At 47.0% G+C, this 18759-nt stretch carries 18 protein-coding genes and 4 pseudogenes; 11 read left to right on the top strand and 11 right to left on the bottom strand.

Going from position 1 to position 18759, the window contains the following annotated elements; all coding sequences use genetic code 11:
• Nucleotides 1–117: 117 nt before the first annotated feature.
• Nucleotides 118–582, top strand: coding sequence for a hypothetical protein (locus tag ACTHR7_RS04750; RefSeq protein ID WP_070645406.1), 465 nt, complete (start codon nucleotides 118–120; stop codon nucleotides 580–582).
• Between the two features lie 414 nt (nucleotides 583–996).
• Here the strand turns inward: ACTHR7_RS04750 and nadB are convergent, their stop codons facing one another.
• Complete coding sequence (gene nadB / locus ACTHR7_RS04745; RefSeq protein ID WP_440370411.1) at nucleotides 997–2505, bottom strand: L-aspartate oxidase; 1509 nt, start codon at nucleotides 2503–2505, stop codon at nucleotides 997–999.
• Between the two features lie 51 nt (nucleotides 2506–2556).
• Nucleotides 2557–3669, bottom strand: coding sequence for a quinolinate synthase NadA (nadA, locus tag ACTHR7_RS04740; RefSeq protein ID WP_440370410.1), 1113 nt, complete (start codon nucleotides 3667–3669; stop codon nucleotides 2557–2559).
• 156 nt (nucleotides 3670–3825) lie between these two features.
• Between nadA and ACTHR7_RS04735 the strand changes: the two genes are divergently transcribed.
• The 3 genes from ACTHR7_RS04735 to nadC all read left to right on the top strand — a co-directional run bounded on the left by ACTHR7_RS04735 (nucleotide 3826) and on the right by nadC (nucleotide 6087).
• Nucleotides 3826–4764: an NUDIX hydrolase gene (locus ACTHR7_RS04735; protein ID WP_440370409.1), complete on the top strand. Its 939-nt coding sequence runs from the start codon at nucleotides 3826–3828 to the stop codon at nucleotides 4762–4764.
• Nucleotides 4765–4822: 58 nt separating this feature from the next.
• Nucleotides 4823–5062 carry a hypothetical protein gene (locus ACTHR7_RS04730; protein ID WP_440370408.1) on the top strand — a complete coding sequence of 80 codons (240 nt, stop codon included), beginning with the start codon at nucleotides 4823–4825 and terminating at the stop codon, nucleotides 5060–5062.
• A 143-nt stretch (nucleotides 5063–5205) separates the two neighbouring features.
• A complete protein-coding gene (gene nadC, locus ACTHR7_RS04725; RefSeq protein ID WP_440370407.1) occupies nucleotides 5206–6087 on the top strand; it encodes a carboxylating nicotinate-nucleotide diphosphorylase in 882 nt (293 codons plus the stop codon).
• A gap of 219 nt (nucleotides 6088–6306) precedes the next feature.
• Here nadC and ACTHR7_RS04720 read toward each other — a convergent pair.
• A pseudogene (locus ACTHR7_RS04720) lies at nucleotides 6307–6489 on the bottom strand (hypothetical protein); the annotation flags it as partial.
• 262 nt (nucleotides 6490–6751) lie between these two features.
• Here ACTHR7_RS04720 and ACTHR7_RS04715 point away from each other — a divergent pair.
• From ACTHR7_RS04715 to ACTHR7_RS04695, 5 genes are all read left to right on the top strand, one after another.
• Entirely contained in the window at nucleotides 6752–7612 is an 861-nt protein-coding gene (locus ACTHR7_RS04715) for an SDR family oxidoreductase (RefSeq protein ID WP_070711769.1), read from the top strand.
• Nucleotides 7602–8426: an ABC transporter ATP-binding protein gene (locus ACTHR7_RS04710; RefSeq protein WP_440370406.1), complete on the top strand. Its 825-nt coding sequence runs from the start codon at nucleotides 7602–7604 to the stop codon at nucleotides 8424–8426. The genes ACTHR7_RS04715 and ACTHR7_RS04710 overlap by 11 nt, the downstream gene beginning before the upstream one ends.
• 101 nt (nucleotides 8427–8527) lie before the next feature.
• Nucleotides 8528–10045 carry an ABC transporter permease/substrate-binding protein gene (locus ACTHR7_RS04705; RefSeq protein WP_293208535.1) on the top strand — a complete coding sequence of 506 codons (1518 nt, stop codon included), beginning with the start codon at nucleotides 8528–8530 and terminating at the stop codon, nucleotides 10043–10045.
• A gap of 47 nt (nucleotides 10046–10092) precedes the next feature.
• Complete coding sequence (locus ACTHR7_RS04700) at nucleotides 10093–10779, top strand: alcohol dehydrogenase catalytic domain-containing protein (protein WP_293208532.1); 687 nt, start codon at nucleotides 10093–10095, stop codon at nucleotides 10777–10779.
• Nucleotides 10780–10809: 30 nt separating this feature from the next.
• The gene (locus ACTHR7_RS04695; RefSeq protein ID WP_053088235.1) at nucleotides 10810–11136 is read left to right on the top strand and encodes a hypothetical protein; all 327 of its coding nucleotides are present in this window, start codon (nucleotides 10810–10812) and stop codon (nucleotides 11134–11136) included.
• Nucleotides 11137–11167: 31 nt separating this feature from the next.
• On the opposite strand, the gene ACTHR7_RS04690 is transcribed toward ACTHR7_RS04695, so the two are convergent.
• On the bottom strand, nucleotides 11168–12208 hold the full coding sequence (locus ACTHR7_RS04690; protein ID WP_049249358.1) for an LLM class flavin-dependent oxidoreductase: 1041 nt from the start codon (nucleotides 12206–12208) through the stop codon (nucleotides 11168–11170).
• Nucleotides 12209–12219: 11 nt separating this feature from the next.
• Complete coding sequence (locus tag ACTHR7_RS04685) at nucleotides 12220–12426, bottom strand: zinc-binding dehydrogenase (RefSeq protein ID WP_049249357.1); 207 nt, start codon at nucleotides 12424–12426, stop codon at nucleotides 12220–12222.
• A gap of 781 nt (nucleotides 12427–13207) precedes the next feature.
• Between ACTHR7_RS04685 and ACTHR7_RS04680 the strand changes: the two are divergent.
• Nucleotides 13208–13887 (top strand): annotated as a pseudogene (locus ACTHR7_RS04680) (IS5 family transposase); the annotation flags it as partial.
• A gap of 171 nt (nucleotides 13888–14058) precedes the next feature.
• Here ACTHR7_RS04680 and ACTHR7_RS04675 read toward each other — a convergent pair.
• Nucleotides 14059–14604 (bottom strand): annotated as a pseudogene (locus tag ACTHR7_RS04675) (hemagglutinin repeat-containing protein); the annotation flags it as partial.
• On the opposite strand from ACTHR7_RS04675, the gene ACTHR7_RS04670 reads away from it, so the two are divergent.
• Nucleotides 14581–14958, top strand: coding sequence for a hypothetical protein (locus ACTHR7_RS04670; protein ID WP_440370405.1), 378 nt, complete (start codon nucleotides 14581–14583; stop codon nucleotides 14956–14958). The pseudogene ACTHR7_RS04675 and the gene ACTHR7_RS04670 sit on opposite strands and share 24 nt — an antisense overlap.
• A gap of 13 nt (nucleotides 14959–14971) precedes the next feature.
• Here the strand turns inward: ACTHR7_RS04670 and ACTHR7_RS04665 are convergent, their stop codons facing one another.
• The 5 genes and pseudogenes from ACTHR7_RS04665 to ACTHR7_RS04645 all read right to left on the bottom strand — a co-directional run.
• A complete protein-coding gene (locus ACTHR7_RS04665; RefSeq protein WP_141743141.1) occupies nucleotides 14972–15202 on the bottom strand; it encodes a hypothetical protein in 231 nt (76 codons plus the stop codon).
• A 240-nt stretch (nucleotides 15203–15442) separates the two neighbouring features.
• Nucleotides 15443–15901, bottom strand: a complete 459-nt coding sequence (locus ACTHR7_RS04660; protein ID WP_070461583.1) for a hypothetical protein — start codon at nucleotides 15899–15901, stop codon at nucleotides 15443–15445.
• A 10-nt stretch (nucleotides 15902–15911) separates the two neighbouring features.
• Nucleotides 15912–16675, bottom strand: a pseudogene (gene mafB, locus ACTHR7_RS04655) (polymorphic toxin MafB class 2); the annotation flags it as partial.
• Between the two features lie 553 nt (nucleotides 16676–17228).
• Nucleotides 17229–17669: a hypothetical protein gene (locus tag ACTHR7_RS04650; RefSeq protein WP_070461584.1), complete on the bottom strand. Its 441-nt coding sequence runs from the start codon at nucleotides 17667–17669 to the stop codon at nucleotides 17229–17231.
• Nucleotides 17666–18759 (bottom strand): HNH/endonuclease VII fold putative polymorphic toxin (locus tag ACTHR7_RS04645; RefSeq protein WP_440370404.1); only part of this gene is annotated, 1094 nt, incomplete at its 5' end. The genes ACTHR7_RS04645 and ACTHR7_RS04650, both read right to left, overlap by 4 nt.

The raw sequence follows: 18759 nt of genomic DNA, 5'->3' as shown, positions 1-18759 counted from the left end.
TGAATTAAAATTTAAAAAAGTTGACTTTCCCGTTCCTAATACTAATTGGAAAAATTCTATTGATGTCTTGAATGAATCAGGTAATGTTAATAGACCTCGTTATAGGAGTAAATAAAAATGGCAATTTGGAATTATCGGTACTACCTTATCCCATCAGCCGCTATCAGAAATAAATTTAATGCAAATAAAGATATCATACTTGATGAGTATCGATCTAATGGTTTTCAGAATTTTAATGAGAATAAAAGTTTTGAAAATTACTTTATCGATAATGATGTTATATTATTATCAATAATAAATGAAGCAAAAAAACAGCTTAAATTGAAAGAGTCTTGGGATAAAGACGCAATCATGTTTTGTGATAATTTTGGTAATAGTCTTACCGTTTGGCCAGATGATATAGAGTGTGAACTTGATTTAAGATTTGATTATACTAAATTTATTCAGAAAACCATTGATTGGGCAATAAAATATAATTGTCTACTTGTAATAGGAAAAACAGGAAATGTAGTTTCCCCTAATATAAATAATCTAATTTATGAAATAAAAGCATATTTGGAAAGCAAGCCGTGGCCCATATGAAACCTAAACTCAACAAGTAGAATGTGTGCGGAACGCACGCATGCGGTTCTCACGGTTTGAGCCAAGAGGCCGTCTGAAAACAGAAAAACCGTTTCAGACGGCCTTTATTTAATGTGCCGATCTTGCGTGGGCTATAAAGCGCAGTTGTCCAAAAAGGTATATTAATAGGCAAATACAAAAAGGAGGCGAAGTCAATTTTACTACCTTCAAACATTTTCAATTTGGAGTATTGCCATGATAATTAATTATCAAGAAGCAAAGAAAATCGCAGTATCTTTTTTCAGTCAAATAGAGCAAGAAATGGGAATTTCATTGTTAATAGTTGAATCCCATGTACGAGAAAATGATGATAGGTGGTTTTCCCATATCATTCAAAAGAATATTTAGAAACATTTGCAAAGGTCTCTATCAGCCTCAACAATCACTATTAAAATGTGCTCCGATGTTCTCTCTCCGCCTGTATGCGGCTTGGGCAAGGGCGAGGCTGCATTCGAGTAGGTTGCGTTTTTCGTATTCGGACGCGGTGTATGGCTCGGCTTGGTTTTGCTTCCAAAACTGCAGTTGGGCGATGGCGCGGCGTAGGTCGGTATCGTTGCGTATGATGCCCAGATGGCGTTGGTTGAACGCTTGCAGGGTGGGGCGGCTGAATACGTTTTGGAGGCCGTCTGAAAAGATGTCTGTTTCGGCGGAGGGGCTTTTAGACGGCCTTTGGAATGGTTTGGTTTGGAGCGCTTGTCCGTCCGCGATGGTTTGGGCGGCAAGTCTGGCGGTAACGACGCATTCGAGCAGGGAGTTGCTGGCGAGGCGGTTGGCTCCGTGCAGCCCTGTGCAGGCGGTTTCGCCTAAGGCGTAGAGCTGCGGCAGGGAGGTTCTGCCGCTGGGGTCGGTTTGGATGCCGCCGCAGGTGTAGTGCTGCACGGGGCGGACGGGGATGGCTTGGCGCGTGATGTCCAAGCCGCATTGGAACAGGCAGTGCCGATGGATGGACGGGAAATGCTGACGGACGAACTCTGCGGGTTGATGGCTGATATCGAGTGAGACGAAGTCTTGCGTTTGCTTGGCGATTTCGGCGGCGATAGAGCGGGCAACGATGTCGCGCGGCGCGAGTTCGGCGCGGCGGTCGTAATGCGGCATAAACCGTTCGCCCGCTTGGTTGGTCAGGATGCCGCCTTCGCCGCGCACGGCTTCGGAAATCAGGAAGGTGCGTCCGTTTTCAGACGACCTTGCCAAGCCTGTGGGGTGGAATTGGATAAATTCGAGGTTTTCGACTGCGCAGCCTGCGCGTATCGCCATGGCGATGGCGTCGCCCGTGCATTCGGGCGGCGTGGTGGTGGCGGCGTAAATCTGCCCCAAGCCGCCGCCTGCGAGTACGGTGTGGCGGGCACGGATGCGGTAGGTTTCTTGCGTTCGGCAGTCGAGGACGGTCAGTCCGCACGCTGCGCCTGATTCGGTTTGAACGTCCAACGCCATCTGCCGCTCGCAAACGCGGATGTTCGGGCAGCGGCGTATTTGGGCAATCAGGCTCTGCATGACGGCTTCGCCAGTGTAGTCGGCGACGTGGGCGATTCGGCGACAGGTGTGCCCGCCTTCGCGCGTCAGGTGCAAGTCATTATGATTCCGGTCGAACGCCACACCCTGCGCCAGCAGCCATTCGATTGCCGGTTTGCCCTGCGATAAGATGGTACGGACGGCGGCTTCGTCGCACAAACCTGCACCCGCTTCCAAAGTATCGGCGACGTGTTTTTCGATGTCGTCCTCTCCCGACCACGCCGCCGCAATCCCGCCTTGCGCATGACGGCTGGCAGTGTCGGCCAGCCGGTTTTTGCACAAAATGACGATGCGGAACGACTCAGGCAGCGACAGGGCGAGCGTCAGTGCCGCCAGCCCGTTTCCGGCAATCAATACGTCGCAATCGGTTTGCATGGTGTTGTCCTTGTTTGAGGGGTCGTCTGAAACGGCAATATGGATGGCAAATCAGGCGGGGCCCATGCCGTTGAACACATCTTTTTTCTTCAACCCTGCCGCGAAGTCGAGCATACGCTGCAAAGGCAGTTTGGCGGCTTCGCCCAGCTTTCTGTCCAACAGGATTTCGTTGCGTCCGCTTGTTAGGGCGTATTTGATGCCGCCCAGCGAATTCATCGCCATCCACGGGCAGAACGCGCAGCTTTTGCAGCTTCCGCCGTTGCCCGCCGTCGGCGCGGCGATGAATTCTTTGTCGGGCGCCTGTTTTTGCATTTCGTGCAGGATGCCCAAGTCGGTCGCCACGATGAATTTTTTTTCGGGACGAGATACGGCGGCTTTGAGCAGTTTGCTGGTCGAGCCGACCACATCGCCCAGTTCGATGACGCTTTGCGGCGATTCGGGATGAACCAGCACCACGGCGTCGGGATGTTCCGCTTTCAACGCCGCCAGCTCCTGCCCTTTGAATTCGTTATGGACGATGCATGAACCCTGCCACAACAGCATATCCGCGCCCGTTTCGCGGCGGATGTAGTCGCCGAGGTGGCGGTCGGGCCCCCAAATCAGCTTCTCGCCGCGCGATTTCAGATACGACACTATTTCCAACGCTACCGAAGACGTTACCACCCAGTCGGCACGCGCTTTTACGGCAGCGGAAGTGTTGGCGTACACTACGACCGTACGGTCGGGGTGTTGGTCGCAAAACGCTGAAAACGCTTCTTCGGGACAACCCAAATCCAAAGAACATTCCGCCTCCAAATCAGGCATCAGCACTGTTTTTTCAGGGCAGAGGATTTTCGCGCTCTCGCCCATGAAGCGTACGCCCGCCACCACCAGCGTATCGGCTTCATGTTCCGCGCCGAAGCGCGCCATCTCCAACGAATCACCCACGCATCCGCCCGTCTCCAAAGCCAAATCCTGAATCAGCGGATCGACGTAATAATGCGCCACCAAGACCGCATTTTTCTCCTTCAACAAAGCCTTGATTTCGTCTTTCAGACGGCCTGCTGTTTCTCGGTCGGGCGTGTTGGCAACCTTCGCCCATGCCTGACGGATTTGGCAGGCGGAAGTCGGCGTTTGGATGAGTGGCATATCGTAATCGAACGAGCGGCGGGCGGCGGTTTGCATGATGTTTCCTTGTAGCTGGTTTTTCAGACGGCATGAAGGTTTGCCGTTTATATTTTGAAATAGTTTTATATTATGCTCAACTTGAGTATAATATGCAAGGTCGTCTGAAAACCGCTTTGGTTTACAATAAGGTTTTCTCTTGAATGAAAGCCACGCATGGATGCCTATCCTGAAACAGCAGCCAATACGCAAAGTATCGTCGAGCTGGTTCCTGTACTGATCGCCATTACAAACGGCAGCTTGAGAGTTTTGACAGTTGCCAAAGGAGAGCTATTACCCAATGGCCTGCTTGCACCGCTTCGCCACTCTCTACAAGCAGGAGTCAGGATGTGGGTTGCCAAACAGACATCACAGCCTATGGGCTATGTGGAACAGCTTTATACCTTTGTAGATACGCGCCGTCAAAACGAGCAAGGCCTACCTGTCTTGTACGTCAGCTATTTGGGACTGGTGCGCGAAGCAGCCGACAGCATCCTGCATCCTGACGCGAAATGGCAGGACTGCTACGGCTATTTCCCGTGGGAAGATTTGCGCACCGACGGCGGGCTGCGCGATACCATCGTCAGCCGCCTGCGCATTTGGGCAAACTCGGCGGATACGGAGGAAGTGCGCCAAAAGCGGCTCAAGCGCATTCATTTGTGCTGGGGGGTAGAACCTGAAAATTGGTCGGAAGAATACGTTTTGCAACGCTATGAAATGCTATACGAAAGCGGCCTGATAGCGGAAGCAGCCGAGCCTCAGGAAAACTTCAACTTCGCACTCACGGGGCAGCCCATGTGCCACGACCACCGCCGCGTGCTGGCGACCGCCTTGTCCCGCCTGCGCGCCAAAATCAAATACCGCCCCGTGATTTTTGAACTGATGCCGCCCGAATTTACATTGCTGCAACTGCAAAACAGCGTCGAAGCCATCAGCGGCAGATTGTTGCATAAGCAAAACTTCCGCCGCCAGATTCAGCAGCAGAACCTTATCGAGCCGTCGGATACCAGCGTATCAGGTAGTAAAGGCCGTCCTGCACAGCTTTACCGCTTCCGAGATGACGTTCTGCCCGAACAGCTGATTTCTGATATCGGACTGCCGCTGGGCAGCCGTTAGCCCGTTTTCAGACGGCATCAAAATGTAACTTTAACATTAATAGATGGAGTAAAAAATAATGGCACAAGAAGTAATTTTTGAAATTGATGTAATTTCGCCTAATTTATTAGAAGATGAAATTAATCGGTACAATCAACTGTATCATACTGATTTTACAATTGTAAATGTGCATGAAGAAATAGAATTATTTTTTTGCTCAGTAAAAACAACTGCTTCGGTAAAGGATATTTTTAGTTTGGGATATGGATTTGCTTGTTATGAAGAAGAGCTAAGGAAACAGGGGAAAATAGATTGGTGATATTTCAATCTTATAAATTCTAATAAAATGGATGCAATTTTTTTGAAACATTTTCAGCTGGCATTATCTGTAATTAACGCAAATTTTCAATTGAAGTTTTGCCCCATCGGGCAACATCCATCTTTTTCAACAAAGGAAACCCCATGCCGTTTGAAAACACCCTCTTCCCCCTGCCCGACACCCTGTTGCGCCCCATGGTGGAACAAGCCTTGAGCGAAGATTTGGGCAGGCGAGGCGATGTTACGTCCGCAGCCGTTATCGCTCCCGACAAAACCGCCAAACTTTTCCTCGTCAGCCGCAAAGACGGCGTTATCGCCGGCATGGATTTGGCGCGTCTTGCCTTTCAGACGATGGATCCGTCCGTCCGTTTCCAAGCCGAAATCCAAGACGGGCAAGCCGTTTGCGCAGGTCAGACACTTGCCACCATCGCAGGAAACGCCCGCGCGCTGTTGGCCGCCGAACGCACCGCGCTCAACTATCTTACGCATTTGAGCGGCATCGCCACCGCTACCGCTCGCGCAGTAGCCGAAGTTGCCGGTTACAATGTGGACATCGTGTGCAGCCGCAAAACCATCCCCCTGTTGCGCGTCCTGCAAAAATACGCCGTCAGAGCAGGTGGCGGCGTAAACCACCGCATGGGCTTAGACGATGCCATCCTCATCAAAGACAACCACCTCGCCTATTGCGGCAGCATCGCCCAAGCCGTACGGCAGGCAAAGCAAGCAGTCGGACCGTTGACCTGCGTGGAAATTGAAGTGGACACGTTGGCACAACTGGACGAAGCCATCGTGGCGGGCGCAGAACGGATTTTGCTGGATAACATGGACGACGAAACTTTGAAAGAAGCGGCAAACCGCTGCCACACACAAACCGCCCACCCACACACCGTCTATTGCGAAGCATCGGGCGGCATCGGCTTCGACCGCCTGAAGCGCGTGGCACAAACCGGCGTGGACGGCATCGCTCTCGGCTATCTGACCCACAGCAGCCATTCGTTGGATATAGGTTTGGATTTCGTGGCTTAAATTTCGAGTTTGCTATAAAGTAAAGGCCGTCTGAAATATAGACCTTTTATTTTCAAGCAGCCTTTTTGATTCCAAAGCAGAAAATATAAAAATTATGCAGGTTAGCTTCAACTTTCATATAACATAAAAGAGTAGGGCATAACTAAGCCATCATGTAAAAAAGCCGTCTGAAGCCCAATGTTCAGACGGCTTTTTACTCTCAAAATGATTAATTGATCATCACCATTTTCCAGTTATCCCAATGCGGATTGTTCTACCTGGCGCAGGCAGATAGGAACGGCTCATTGGGTCGAGGTAGTAGCGGTTGGTCAGATTGCTGCCCACCAGTTCGGCAGTCAGGTTTTTGCCGATTTTATAGCGCAGGTAGGCATCCCATACCGCAACAGGCTGCCAGCGCATATAGTCGGGGTCTGCCTGTTTTCCATTACCTGCTTGGTCGTAATATACCTGAAAAATCGCCCTGCGGTATTATTCAGCTTAATAATCAAGTAAGTCTTTCGCGGCTTATCGTATGTAGGAAAACTGCTACAATAATAACCATCAATAAACCATCCCTTGAATCTATTCAGTCTACCTGAAACTCAAAAAGCAGCATGCACATGGTTTTACAGAAACCCTGTAAACGGCAAAGCTATCTCTTTAGAAAACGCATAAGGAAAACAACATGAATCTAGCCATCACTGGCTCCAGCGGCAACATCGGCGGTATGGTCGCCCGTCATCTGAACACACGCGGTCTGCCGCTTATTCTGCCGCTGCGCAATCCTGCCAAAGCGACCGATTTGCCGAACTGCGAGGCGCGACGTTTTGCCTATGGCGATTTGGAGCTTGCCAAGCAGGCATTAAACGGGGTGGACGTGCTGTTTATGGTGTCCGCCGCCGAAAGTCCGTTGCGCGAACAGGAGCATTTGACTTTGGTGCAGGCTGCTTCGGAAGCGGGCGTGAAGCATATTGTCTATCTCTCTTTTGCTCAAGCGGCGTTGGACAGTACCTTCACGCTGGCGCGCACTCATGCGGTTACCGAAAATGCAATCCGGCAAACAAATATGCGCTACACCTTTCTGCGCGACAATTTTTACAGTGAGATGATGGCAACAATTGCTAACGCAGATGGCATCATCGCAGGCCCAGCCGACGACGGGCGCGTTGCCTGCGTTTCGCAGCACGATGTCACCCAATCAGCGGCAAACATCATCGCCGACATCGCTTGCGACAATCACCACCACGATAATCAGACCTACACACTGACCGGTTCCCAATCATTAAGTTTTGCTGAAATAGCCGCCGTCTTAACCGAAATCACCGGCAAACCGCACTGCTACCACAATGAAACTGTGGAAGAAGCCTTCGCCAGCCGCAAAGCTGAGTATCCTGACACTCCCGATTGGCAGATTGAAGCCTGGGTTTCTACCTACACTGCCATTGCCAAAGGCGAGCTTGCTACCGTTTCAGACGACCTGTCGCAGTTGTTGGGACGCGCACCGCTTAGTTTTGAAGACGTAGTAAAGGCACAATATGCAAAATAATCTTGTCCCATTTATCGAGTTTCGTGGCACAGGCAAGCATTATGACGGCAAATATGCTATGCGCGATTTGGATTTGACCATTTATCAGGGTGAATTTTTCGTGTTGGTAGGTGGCTCGGGCAGCGGCAAATCCACCACTTTACGCATGATTAACGCGCTAATTGAACCGACCGATGGCAACGTTTATCTGCACGGCAAACGGATTAAAGACTACGACATCCGCCAGCTCCGCCACCAAATTGGTTACGTATTGCAGCAAATCGCGCTTTTTCCCACTATGACCGTCGCGGAAAATATCGAACTCATGCCTGACGTACTGGGCTGGCCGAAAGCAGAACGCAAAACGCGTGTGAATGAATTATTGGAGTTGGTGGAACTTGACCCTGCGCACTACCGGGACCGCTATCCGCACGAACTTTCCGGCGGTGAACAGCAGCGCATCGGTATTTTGCGAGCCATTGCAGCCAAGCCCCAAGTTCTGCTGATGGACGAACCGTTTTCCGCACTTGACCCGCTGGTACGCACCGTGCTGCAAGACCAAATTGCTATGATTCACCAAAAATTTGGCACCACTATCGTTTTCGTTACCCATGATATGCAGGAAGCCGCCAAACTCGCTTGCCGTATCGGTGTAATGCATAATGGCAAACTGGTACAAATCGGCACACCTGAAGAAATCAAAAAGCAGCCGGCAAATGATTATGTGCAATCGCTGTTTTCCACCGCCGACGCACCCGATGCCGAACGCATCATCCACCAATTCTTACGGTTGGATAAACAGGGACAGGAAGCTGTGAGAAGGGCAATGTTATGATGGTGAAGGCCGTCTGAAACCTCTTTTAAGGCGCTAATACCTTACTGTAAAGCAAACATAAACATCTATTATTCAACATACTAACCATAACAATTAAAACTATGCTCTCATCCCTAAACGTTACCCTAGCAGAACTCTGGCAAATGCTACTTACGCATTTATGGCTTTCCGGACTGGCTTTGCTCGCGGCAGTGGCAATTGCGGTGCCTGCGGCCGTGTTGTTTGCGCGCAGACAGCGGGCAGCGGAAGCGGTATTGCAGTTCACCAATATATTGCAAACCATTCCGTCTTTGGCGCTGCTGGGTTTGCTGATTCCGTTTGTTGGTATCGGTTCGCCGCCCGTCTTGATTGCGCTCACGCTATACGCGCTGTTGCCGATTTTTCAAAATACCTATTTGGGGCTGACCCAAATCGACCAATCGATTCAAGATGCATACACTGCATTCGGACTATCGCGCTGGCAATCATTGTGGCGGATTGAGCTACCGATGGCTTTGCCTGCCATGATTTCGGGCATTCGCACGGCGGCGGTGCTGATTGTCGGCACGGCAACTCTGGCGGCGTTAATTGGTGCAGGCGGCTTGGGTAACCTGATTCTGCTCGGCATTGACCGCAACAACATGACAATGACGTTTACCGGCGCATTGCTCTCCGCATTATTGGCTGTCGGTGTAAGCGGCATTATCGGGCTGTTGCAGAAATCACGACGCAAGTTGCCGATTATTCTTGCATTGGTGGTGGGCTTCGGCGCACTCGGTCTGTCTCAGATTTCATTTACACCTGCTACAAAAAACGTGGTGGTTGCCGGCAAAATGGGGAGTGAGCCGGATATTCTGATTAACATGTATAAATTATTGATTGAACGTGAGAATTCGAACGTGAAAGTCACAGTCAAACCTAATTTTGGCAAAACTACTTTCCTGTTTAGCGCACTGAATAGTGGCGAAATCGATATTTATCCTGAATTCACCGGCACAGTGCTGGAAGCCTTAGTACAAGTACCAACTGAACAGAAGAAGCGCCATCTGTCGCCAGATGAAACCTATCAACGGGGCAAACAATTATTGGCGGAACAATATCAGTTAGAGTTTCTACCACCGATGTCTTATCAGAACACTTATGCGTTGGCAGTCAAAGAAAGCTACGGCGCGGAGCACCAACTGAATGCCATCAGCGACTTGAAGCAGGCTGCGCCCGATATCCGAGCAGGTTTCTCACTGGAGTTTACCGACCGAGCAGACGGCTACAAAGGCATGCAGGCAGCAGGTATCACGCTGAAACATATTGTTAGCTTGGAACCTGCCTTACGCTATACCGCATTGTTGAATGACAAAATCGACTTGGTGGAAGCCTTTTCTACCGATGCAGAATTGAAGCAATACCAGTTGCGCCTGCTGAAAGACGATATTTCTCTGTTTCCTGCTTACCAGGGGGCACCATTGATGAAAGCAGAATTTGCCGAAAAAAATCCCCAAATTGTGATCGCACTTAACCGACTGGAGGGAAAAATTAGCGAAGAGGAAATGAGCGAGATGAACTACCGCGTGAAAGTGCAAGGCGAAAGCGCGGAAAACGTAGCGCGGGATTATTTGGAGAAAAATGGGTTGTTAGGAAAGTAAAATTGGCAGTAGGTTACCTGAAAGCATCAGATTCTTAGGGAGGTATTATGAAAGCCGTAAAAATCTATCAAGCCGGCGGTCCAGAGCAACTGATTTATCAAGACGTGCCAACACCTGATATCAAAGAAAGTTGGTCACTGGTAAAAATCAAAGGCTTCGGCATCAACCATTCCGAGATTTTCACGCGTGAAGGCAAATCGCTGTCTGTCCAGTTTCCGCGTATCTTGGGCATTGAATGTGTAGGCGAAGTGGCGCAAAGTTCCACACCCGCGCTGGCGGTCGGACAAAAGGTCGTCTCTATTATGGGCGAAATGGGGCGCGCCTTTGACGGCAGCTACGCCGAATATGTGTTGCTGCCCAACGAGCAAATTTACCCCGTTCATACCGATTTGGATTGGAAAACCCTTGCCGCAATTCCCGAAACCTACTACACCGCATTTGGCTCATTGCAGCAGCTTCGTATCGCGCCGCAAGATCGTGTGTTGGTGCGTGGTGCCGGCAGTGGCGTGGGCGTAGCCTTTGCACAGTTGCTTAAAGCGCAGTTTCCGCATGTCGTACTGCACGGTTCAACGCGTAATCCTGCCAAAGCTACCCGTTTGCAGGCGGTTGGATTTGACGAAGTGATTACTGAAGCCGATGACAAAATACAAACCGACCAAAGCTACGACAAAATTCTGGAATTGGTCGGGACGCCAACTTTGCTCAAGCGATTAGATTTTCCTAAAGATCTGTAAGATTTAGCTCAAAATTATCCGCTGAGTGGTTTGATTGACCCTAAGCTTAAACGTATTTGGCAGTGGCAAATCAATGCTGAACAACGCTTTATACCAAACCGCGCGATTTTTTTTGCCTCAGATGTGCAAAGCGAACTGCAATCAGCATTGGCTGGACGCACTTGCTCTTATCTTATCAACAGTGTTTGTGATCCCTATTTAGAAAACGGTCAATTGGTGGAGCTCTTCCCTGAAATTGAAAAGCAAAAATGGCAGCTTTATTTGTATCGACCATATCAAACGATTGTTGCCGAGCGGGTGATATGGGTATATAACAAACTAAAAGAGATCTTGTTAGCGAAAATGGTTAAGGCATAAAAACATGGCGAGATAATCTCGCCATGTTTTTTCACAATAGCTTATCCACAATCGCTTTCAACATCGTGTAAGATTGGGTTTGTTTTTGTTCATCAAAAATATAGCTCACTGCCATAATTTCATCAAAATGTACCCGCTCACGTAATTGCTTGAGTTGAAAATCCACGCTTTCAGGACTACCGATAAGCGAACAAGCAGTCATTTGTTCTACTACGGCACGCTCTTGGTTGTAAATTGGGATTTCCTCGAAATTGACAGGGCCAAAGTGCGGTTTCTTTTGGGCGTGCATTTGAGCTTTCCAAACATCTTCTTCTGAAGCCATAGGCGGTTGTAAATTTTGTTGTGCGTTAGTCACCACGCTTAAGAAAAATAGTGTTTGTGTTGTCGCCAGTTGTTTCGCTTCTTTATCGGTTTCAGCAACAATCGCGTTCACACCTAAGATGACATAAGGTTCAGCAAGATAGGTAGAAGGTTTGAAGTTTTTGCGGTAAATCTCCACCGCCATTTCCATCATGCGTGGCGCAAAGTGTGAAGCAAAGGCGTAAGGCAAGCCAAGCTCTGCCGCAAGATACGCACTTTCGGTGCTAGATCCTAAAATGTAAAACGGTATATTCAAGCCCGCAGAAGGATAAGCAGAAACTGGGTTACAGTCTTTAAAGTAACCGCGAAGTTCTGCAATTTCCGCAGGGAAATCCAGACTATTTCGTCCACGACGAAGTGCTGCAGCCGTTTGCATATCCGTTCCTGGTGCACGGCCTAAACCGAGTTCAACACGGTTTGGATAAAGCGTCTCCAGTGTGCCATATTGCTCAGCTACTACATACGGCGAATGATTCGGTAACATCACACCACCTGACCCCACACGCAAAGTTTTCGTATTGGCTAGCGTATGTTGAATTAAAAGTGCGGTCGCTGAACTCACCAAATTCTTCATATTATGATGCTCAGCAATCCAATAGCGTTCAATGCCAATGTTCTCAGCATGTTTTGCAAGATTCACCATCGAATCGACCGCTTGCAAATAAGTTTGCCCTTCACGAACGGGGACAAGATTGAGAATAGAAAGTTTCATGGTGTTTCTCCTTATTGATTGAGCAAAGTGAAATCCAACATCACTTTCCCAATATGCGTGCCTTTGTCCATTTCTATATGGGCTCTTGCTACGTCTTTAAAATCAAATACTTGATGAATAATCGGTTTGCCGATTTCACCGTTGCCGAGTTTTTCCCAGAGCTCGTTGCGTAAGGATTGGGTGATTTCTGCCTTTTCTAATTTGGTGCGACTGCGCATTGTTGAGCCGGTGATTATGAATATTGATATCTATTGGCTGAATCATACTTTATTTTAAGATAAAAAAAAGCTTAGTGAGAAAAAAGAGAATATTGAGATGAGGGAACGTGAATTAGTTTAGTAGGTTTAAATAAACGAGCAACAGATATCTTAATGAACAAATGCTAGCATTATGAATTTAACATAATATAAATTATTTTCCTTTTTCCTATTCTTCTACAAATTCCGCTTATTGTTCCTATATGTCAAATGAGAATCAATGATACTCTAGAGAGTGTGCTCATAGTACTCCAATTTTTAGTATGAAATCAATAGGTTTTAAGAGAAATTTGGCTGTACCTCTACCACTTAATTATTGGTTAGTGGAATAGGGTAGAGAGCAGGAAGTCTTAGTACGATACCAAGTACCTTCAACTCACAGACTGTCACTCTATCACTGATAGCAGGCTGGAATAGGACGGACAAAGATTTTGAATTGCCCAAATTCAATCTCTCAGACGGCCTTCTTCCCGTCAATCCTTCCCCCTTTACCAGCAGCATTATCACAGATATCATATCAAACAAATTGTTATGATTTATTTGATTGCTTATACAACTATTTTATCTGTTAAAAGTGAAGTATATTCGTTGAGCCTTTTTATTTCCGCATACCTTATTGCCTGGTTGCATTGTATATTCTGTAATTATTATCAACTTATAAAGGTAGATATACTGGCTGAAACCTTTGCAAAATCCCCCAAAAATCCCCTAAATTCCTACTAAGACATTTAGGGGATTTCTCATGAGCACCTTCTTCCAACAAACCGCACAAGCCATGATTGCCAAACACATCGACTGCTTCCCACTATTGAAGTTGGATCAAGTGATTGATTGGCAGCCGATCGAACAATACCTGAACCGTCAAAGGACCCGTTACCTTAGAGACCACCGCGGCCGTCCCGCCTATCCCCTGTTGTCCATGTTCAAAGCCGTCCTGCTCGGCCAATGGCACAGTCTCTCCGATCCCAAACTCGAACACAGCCTTATCACCCGCATCGACTTTAACCTGTTTTGCCGTTTCGACGAGTTGAGCATCCCCGATTACAGCACCTTGTGCCGCTACCGCAACCGGCGGCGCAAGACAACACCCTGTCCGAATTGCTGGAACTGATTAACTGCCAACTGACCGAAAAAAACCTAAAAATAGAGAAAGCATCCACCGCCGTCATTGACGCCACCATTATTCAGACCGCCGGCAGCAAACAGCGCCAGGCCATAGAAGTCGACGAGGAAGGACAAGTCAGTGGACAAACCACACCGAGCAAAGATAAAGATGCCCGCCGGACAAAGAAAAACGGCCTCTACAAACTTGGTTACAAACAACATACCCGCACCGATGAGGAAGGCTGTATCAGGAAACTGCACATCACTCCCGCCAATACCCATGAGTGCAAACACCTGTCGCCTTTGTTGGAAGGGATAGCCTTGGCTGCCGCCGCTTTCATGCTGCGGCAGGGTGGGGCTGTAGTTGAGGCCTTTGTTCATGTTCTGGCCGGCGGTTTGGGACGCACGACCAAAGGCGCTTTGATTGAAGCCGTCGCTGCCTTTCAGGCTGCCGCCGTAGCCGGCACCGATACCCATGCTGCCGGCGCTGTAGCTGCTTTCGTTGCGGAGGTCTTCAAAAAGGGTGCCGCCGACATCGGCGTCGATGCGTCGGGCATGGGCTTGGGCACCGTTCAGCACGGTATTGCCCTTGCTGCTGAGCTGCAGTTTGTCGGACTGCAGCAGGGTGTTTTGATGGGTTTGGCTGTCGGTGCGGTTTTTGCCTTTGCCGTAGGCGGCTTCGGCATAGATATAGACGCCGGTTTGCGCACCGACGGAAACCCCGACGCCGACTTGTACGCCGGCATTGCGGTTTTTGCCGTCCTGATGTTGGCTGTCTTGGGCCGACTGCAGCCGGATATCGCGTGCGGAATCGAGGCGGATGGTGTCGCCCGCGGTAATGTTGCTGCCTCGGACGGTAATGTCGCCCTCGCGGCTGCGGATATTGATGTCGCCACCGGCTTTCAGGCTGCTTTGTTGGCTTTGGCGGTAGTTTTGGTTTTGTTCTTTGCCGGCGGATTTAAAGCCGAAGCCGGCTTCAACGGATAAGAGGACGGCGCCCTGCTGTCCGGTTTGGTTTTTGACGGCGTCGGCCACTTTGCCGACGGAATCGGCCAGCTGGTAGGCTTGGGCGCCGGCGGCCAGGGTCTGCAGGGCGCGGGTGCGGTCGTCGGCTGGTTGCGGCAATTGGCGTGCAAAATCCTCAGCTGCATTCTGTGCTTACTCGATACTCTGTACGGGAAAAAATATCTTACCCCACGGCATATCGTTTTCTTCAAAGATACTTTCAAGACGATCGATAAAGGCGGGATTTACGGCATTATCGTCTTCTGCGCTGTTTACCACTTCGGGATCAAAGTATTTAAAATAGAACACCTCTCCCTCGGAGGTAAGGTTAATATGTGTAAGCCAATGATAAATCCAGGCAACATCAAAATCGTATCCTTTTGATTCAAGATCATAATTAGGATTGTAATAAGCAAGATTCCGGCAATACATCCCAGATGTCTTCATCCGTAATCTCTTTCTGCGGCCAAAATTCCATCCATCTCAAGGTAAACAGCCGGTAAATAATCTCTACTGTTTCCTGCCAATCAAGCCCTGAATTGGGAAGGTCTACTGGTTCTGTATCAATAAAAGCTAATTTTCGAAATACATCCTGAATAGCAGATGCTTGTCGTTCGTTCATTCTCATAATACATTACCTTTTATTTATATTACTTTATTGGAAATTTCAATTTTAAATTTTCGTTATTATTTAGCGATCGTATGGCCGAGTTCTTATGGATTTCTACCGTTGCTGTAGTGGGTAGGGTATCTTTGCCAGCATATCCGGCAGGACGGTAAACAATTGTGTCGTTTAGTGTCGCAACTCTCCAGCAATCTTAAATACTTTAGGTAACATTTTAATAAAACAAGTAAGATTAATCATTTTTTAAGAATGCATTAAGGATGCAATAGGAAATAGTGGATTATTCTCATCCCATTCTACCCCATGCTCAATAAATATGGATTCTAATGTTTTTATGAAAGGAGTATTTAATTCAAATTTCTTTCCATTCCACTCCTCAAATGCCTCAGGAATATATTTTATTATTAAATCTAGCCCCTTTTTTGTTAATATAATCTCTCCCCAATACCACACTCCATTATCCTTACCAAAAGGATTTTGTTTTGCTAGTTTATGACAAAAACCTAGAATATCTTTTTCTGTTTCCAAATTAACAGGCTCAAGAATTGCTAATTGACATATTAATAATCTATATATGAATTCAACTGCAAATTGCCAATCTTTGTTTCCTTGACCATGCGATGCAAAATGCATTGGAAAATAACCATCTAATGCTAAATACTCAAATTCGCATTGAATATTTTCTGCTGTCTCTAAATTCATTAAAATATCCTTATCTAGCAGGGAATTTAAATTTCAGCTCTGTTGGCTTGCCCTTTAAATTAATATTTAAGTTATTTAATGTTGGATTATTAATATCAACAGACGCTGTAGTTCCCTTAGTCATAGAAGCATTACCTGCTGGCCTATACACCACAAAGGTTCCATCCGGCATTTGCGCTTTCCAACAGCCACACATTTACCTCCGTATAATTTTTCACCTTCGACTCGTTCCATTAATGTAGGTTTCCTGCCTAAATATCGACGTGCAAAAGCCTCGGCTGTTTGATTCGGATTATCTGAACGAGACATTTCTCTAGCAGCACCAGGCTTTCCTTTTTGCGGTTGTCCAGGCAGGCGGGTGTGGCCAGACGTTTGCAACCTTTTTAATGCATCAGCCTGCCTTTCTGCAGAAGAAATAGCATTACGTTGGCGTATCGCCTCTATTCTGTTTGGGTTGTGGGATTCGATTTTTTCATGCCGTTGCTGATTATATTTAGGGTTGTTTCTCCCTATGTTGATGTCATCTCTGTAATCTTTCGGTGGTTTCGGCAATGCCTTCTGTTCCCAATCCCGACTATTAAATCTCCGCTTTTTCCCATCCGGCCGCACCACCTTCACCGCATTGTCCGACCACGTTACCACAGAGCCTCTCGGTATCAGCTCTCCGTTGGCTAGGCGTTGCTCCTGTGCCAAGGTAACGGTTGTTCCCTCTGTTGCTTTGGAATTTGAAGGAATACGGATTTCGCCGACGGGTACAGTTTTTCTACCCGGAGCATTAACGTTATTTAGATTATGTGATTCGATTCCTTCATGTGTTAAATTATTTATCTTCGTAATCTTCGGCAAAGAAACCGCACCAGTCTGCCTCATTTTTACAGCATTGGTTTCCGGAAGCCCCTCCCAGCTTATGCGGTAAGCCGGATTACCCATACCTTTGGCAGCAACAAAACTTCCTCCCGTTCCGATTAGTCCTGCACCAATTGGGTAGAGGAACTTAAGCCATTAGCTGCAACGACTTCACTATCATCACGTATATCATCAATGTTGCCATTGACAACAGCATGCCTAAAATTGCTGTTGTGCCGTTTGAGCAAATCCCATTCCTGTCGGACTGCCTTCCTGATAGAACCAACTACTTTGTTTTGCTCTTTTCGGTCGGTAGCTAACTTTTCCAGTTTGTTCCAGGCTTTTTAATGTGTTGGAAAATGTCATGTTGTTTACACTTTTTCAGGCTGTCCAGTTTTTGTTTTTTCGCTAAAAAATCGGTTAGTTCAGTCTAAGTATGAAATCTGAAAAGTGTAAATAGCACTGTTGATTTCTAAGATTTTTAAATTAGTTTGGAAATGCCTAAAACATGTATCGATGTGGCAAATATTGATGAGTTATCTTTCTGTAGATGAATTAAGATTCTTCTGTGGTCTTTAATAAATTCATTTAAAAAAGAAAATCTCACATATTTATGACGTATTTCCTTAATTAATTTTCTATTGCTTAATTTAAATAATCCATTGCCAAATTGGCCATCAAATGAAAGCCATATTTTTACTCCTTGAGCATCTTCCCATTTTTTTGGATAAATGGTTGGTGGAGTATGAAGATAAATAATCATATTGATACAGTACCCTTTTAGATTATTTTCGGAAATTATCCATTTGGTAAAAAAGATATCATCTACGTAAAAATTTCCTTTTTCAAGTATATCTGCTCCATACATTTGCTTTAATAGATTCCATTTTCCCCCAATAAAGTCAATGTGCGCGTGCTTCATTTTTTCGTTTTCCCCCTGTTTCCATTTTTCATGTTAAATATTCTCTCAAAGAAATGCTCTTTAGGATCTGCATGCGGAGAAGGTTTTGTGTACAAATGCTCTGGAATACCTGTGATCGGACTGATTCCATAGGTTTGCCTATTGTGCGGGATGTTCTGCTCGGCCTTCCAAGTTTCTATATCAATAGTTCCATTTGTGGTATATGTGTTTAAATTTAATTTTTTTAAATTAAAATGAGCATGTTGATTTCCTATTCCATTAAGGTCTCCAAAATTATGCCCTACAGAGTGGTCTTGGATTACATAACCTTTGCCATTAACAATAAATAGATACTCCGTAGAAAATAACGTGCGTCCTAAAGAATCCTTTTTGTAAGTTACTATGCCTATTCGATCATGCTTTTTTTCTACAATTGGCACACGACGAACTGCTGTTGGCTGCATTGAATTAGGAATCCCTAATTGTCGCTTAGCCATTCTAAATGTAGCATGTTTCGTAGTTGCTGCTTGTTTAAATTCTGTCATGGCCTTCATTAGGTTTCGGTAATTTCGTTCTGTGTCTAAGCGAACTACTCCCACACCATTAACACTATCCATTACAGTCATTAACGGTACATTAATTCCATGTTCCCTAAGAAAATTTCTAGCTATTTCATTTTTCTTGTCTTGATTTACTTGATCTATTCTTTTTAATTTTTGAATCTCAGCATATATATCTGGCACATTACCTTGTAAGAAAAATGGGTCCATTGCATATGCGGCATTCTCCAATGTTGCGGCTCTACTCTGCATCCGCGTAACAGCAGAAGTACTATTCCCCGCAGCATTATTCTCCACCGCATTCTGCCCGACCGTCCCGGCAACCTGCGCATCAAACAACGCTCCGTTGCTGCTGTTCGTACCGTTCAGACTGCCTCCGGCCGCACCCACCACCGAAGCGATAGCACCGGTCTGCGCTTTAATCTCTTCTTTAATGTGCTCGGGTAACAGGTTGGGATTGAATTTCCCTGTGTGCGGGTCAATCGCGGTATGGCCGTCGTCGTATTGTTTGGCCAGATACCCGGCCGCACGTTCGGCAGCAACGGCGGCGC

Source organism: Neisseria sp. P0007.S010 (assembly GCF_051962875.1).
Lineage (GTDB): Bacteria > Pseudomonadota > Gammaproteobacteria > Burkholderiales > Neisseriaceae > Neisseria > Neisseria subflava_A.
Note: the sequence above shows the minus strand (reverse complement) of the source record. Positions and strands in the feature narration are given on the sequence as shown.

Coding starts and splice junctions, on each gene's coding strand:
- ACTHR7_RS04750 (WP_070645406.1), top strand. CDS start 118: ATGGCAATTTGGAATTATCGGTACTACCTTATCCCATCAGCCGCTATC.
- nadB (WP_440370411.1), bottom strand. CDS start 2,505: ATGCAAACCGATTGCGACGTATTGATTGCCGGAAACGGGCTGGCGGCA.
- nadA (WP_440370410.1), bottom strand. CDS start 3,669: ATGCAAACCGCCGCCCGCCGCTCGTTCGATTACGATATGCCACTCATC.
- ACTHR7_RS04735 (WP_440370409.1), top strand. CDS start 3,826: ATGGATGCCTATCCTGAAACAGCAGCCAATACGCAAAGTATCGTCGAG.
- ACTHR7_RS04730 (WP_440370408.1), top strand. CDS start 4,823: ATGGCACAAGAAGTAATTTTTGAAATTGATGTAATTTCGCCTAATTTA.
- nadC (WP_440370407.1), top strand. CDS start 5,206: ATGCCGTTTGAAAACACCCTCTTCCCCCTGCCCGACACCCTGTTGCGC.
- ACTHR7_RS04715 (WP_070711769.1), top strand. CDS start 6,752: ATGAATCTAGCCATCACTGGCTCCAGCGGCAACATCGGCGGTATGGTC.
- ACTHR7_RS04710 (WP_440370406.1), top strand. CDS start 7,602: ATGCAAAATAATCTTGTCCCATTTATCGAGTTTCGTGGCACAGGCAAG.
- ACTHR7_RS04705 (WP_293208535.1), top strand. CDS start 8,528: ATGCTCTCATCCCTAAACGTTACCCTAGCAGAACTCTGGCAAATGCTA.
- ACTHR7_RS04700 (WP_293208532.1), top strand. CDS start 10,093: ATGAAAGCCGTAAAAATCTATCAAGCCGGCGGTCCAGAGCAACTGATT.
- ACTHR7_RS04690 (WP_049249358.1), bottom strand. CDS start 12,208: ATGAAACTTTCTATTCTCAATCTTGTCCCCGTTCGTGAAGGGCAAACT.
- ACTHR7_RS04685 (WP_049249357.1), bottom strand. CDS start 12,426: ATGCGCAGTCGCACCAAATTAGAAAAGGCAGAAATCACCCAATCCTTA.
- ACTHR7_RS04665 (WP_141743141.1), bottom strand. CDS start 15,202: ATGAGAATGAACGAACGACAAGCATCTGCTATTCAGGATGTATTTCGA.
- ACTHR7_RS04660 (WP_070461583.1), bottom strand. CDS start 15,901: ATGAATTTAGAGACAGCAGAAAATATTCAATGCGAATTTGAGTATTTA.
- ACTHR7_RS04650 (WP_070461584.1), bottom strand. CDS start 17,669: ATGAAGCACGCGCACATTGACTTTATTGGGGGAAAATGGAATCTATTA.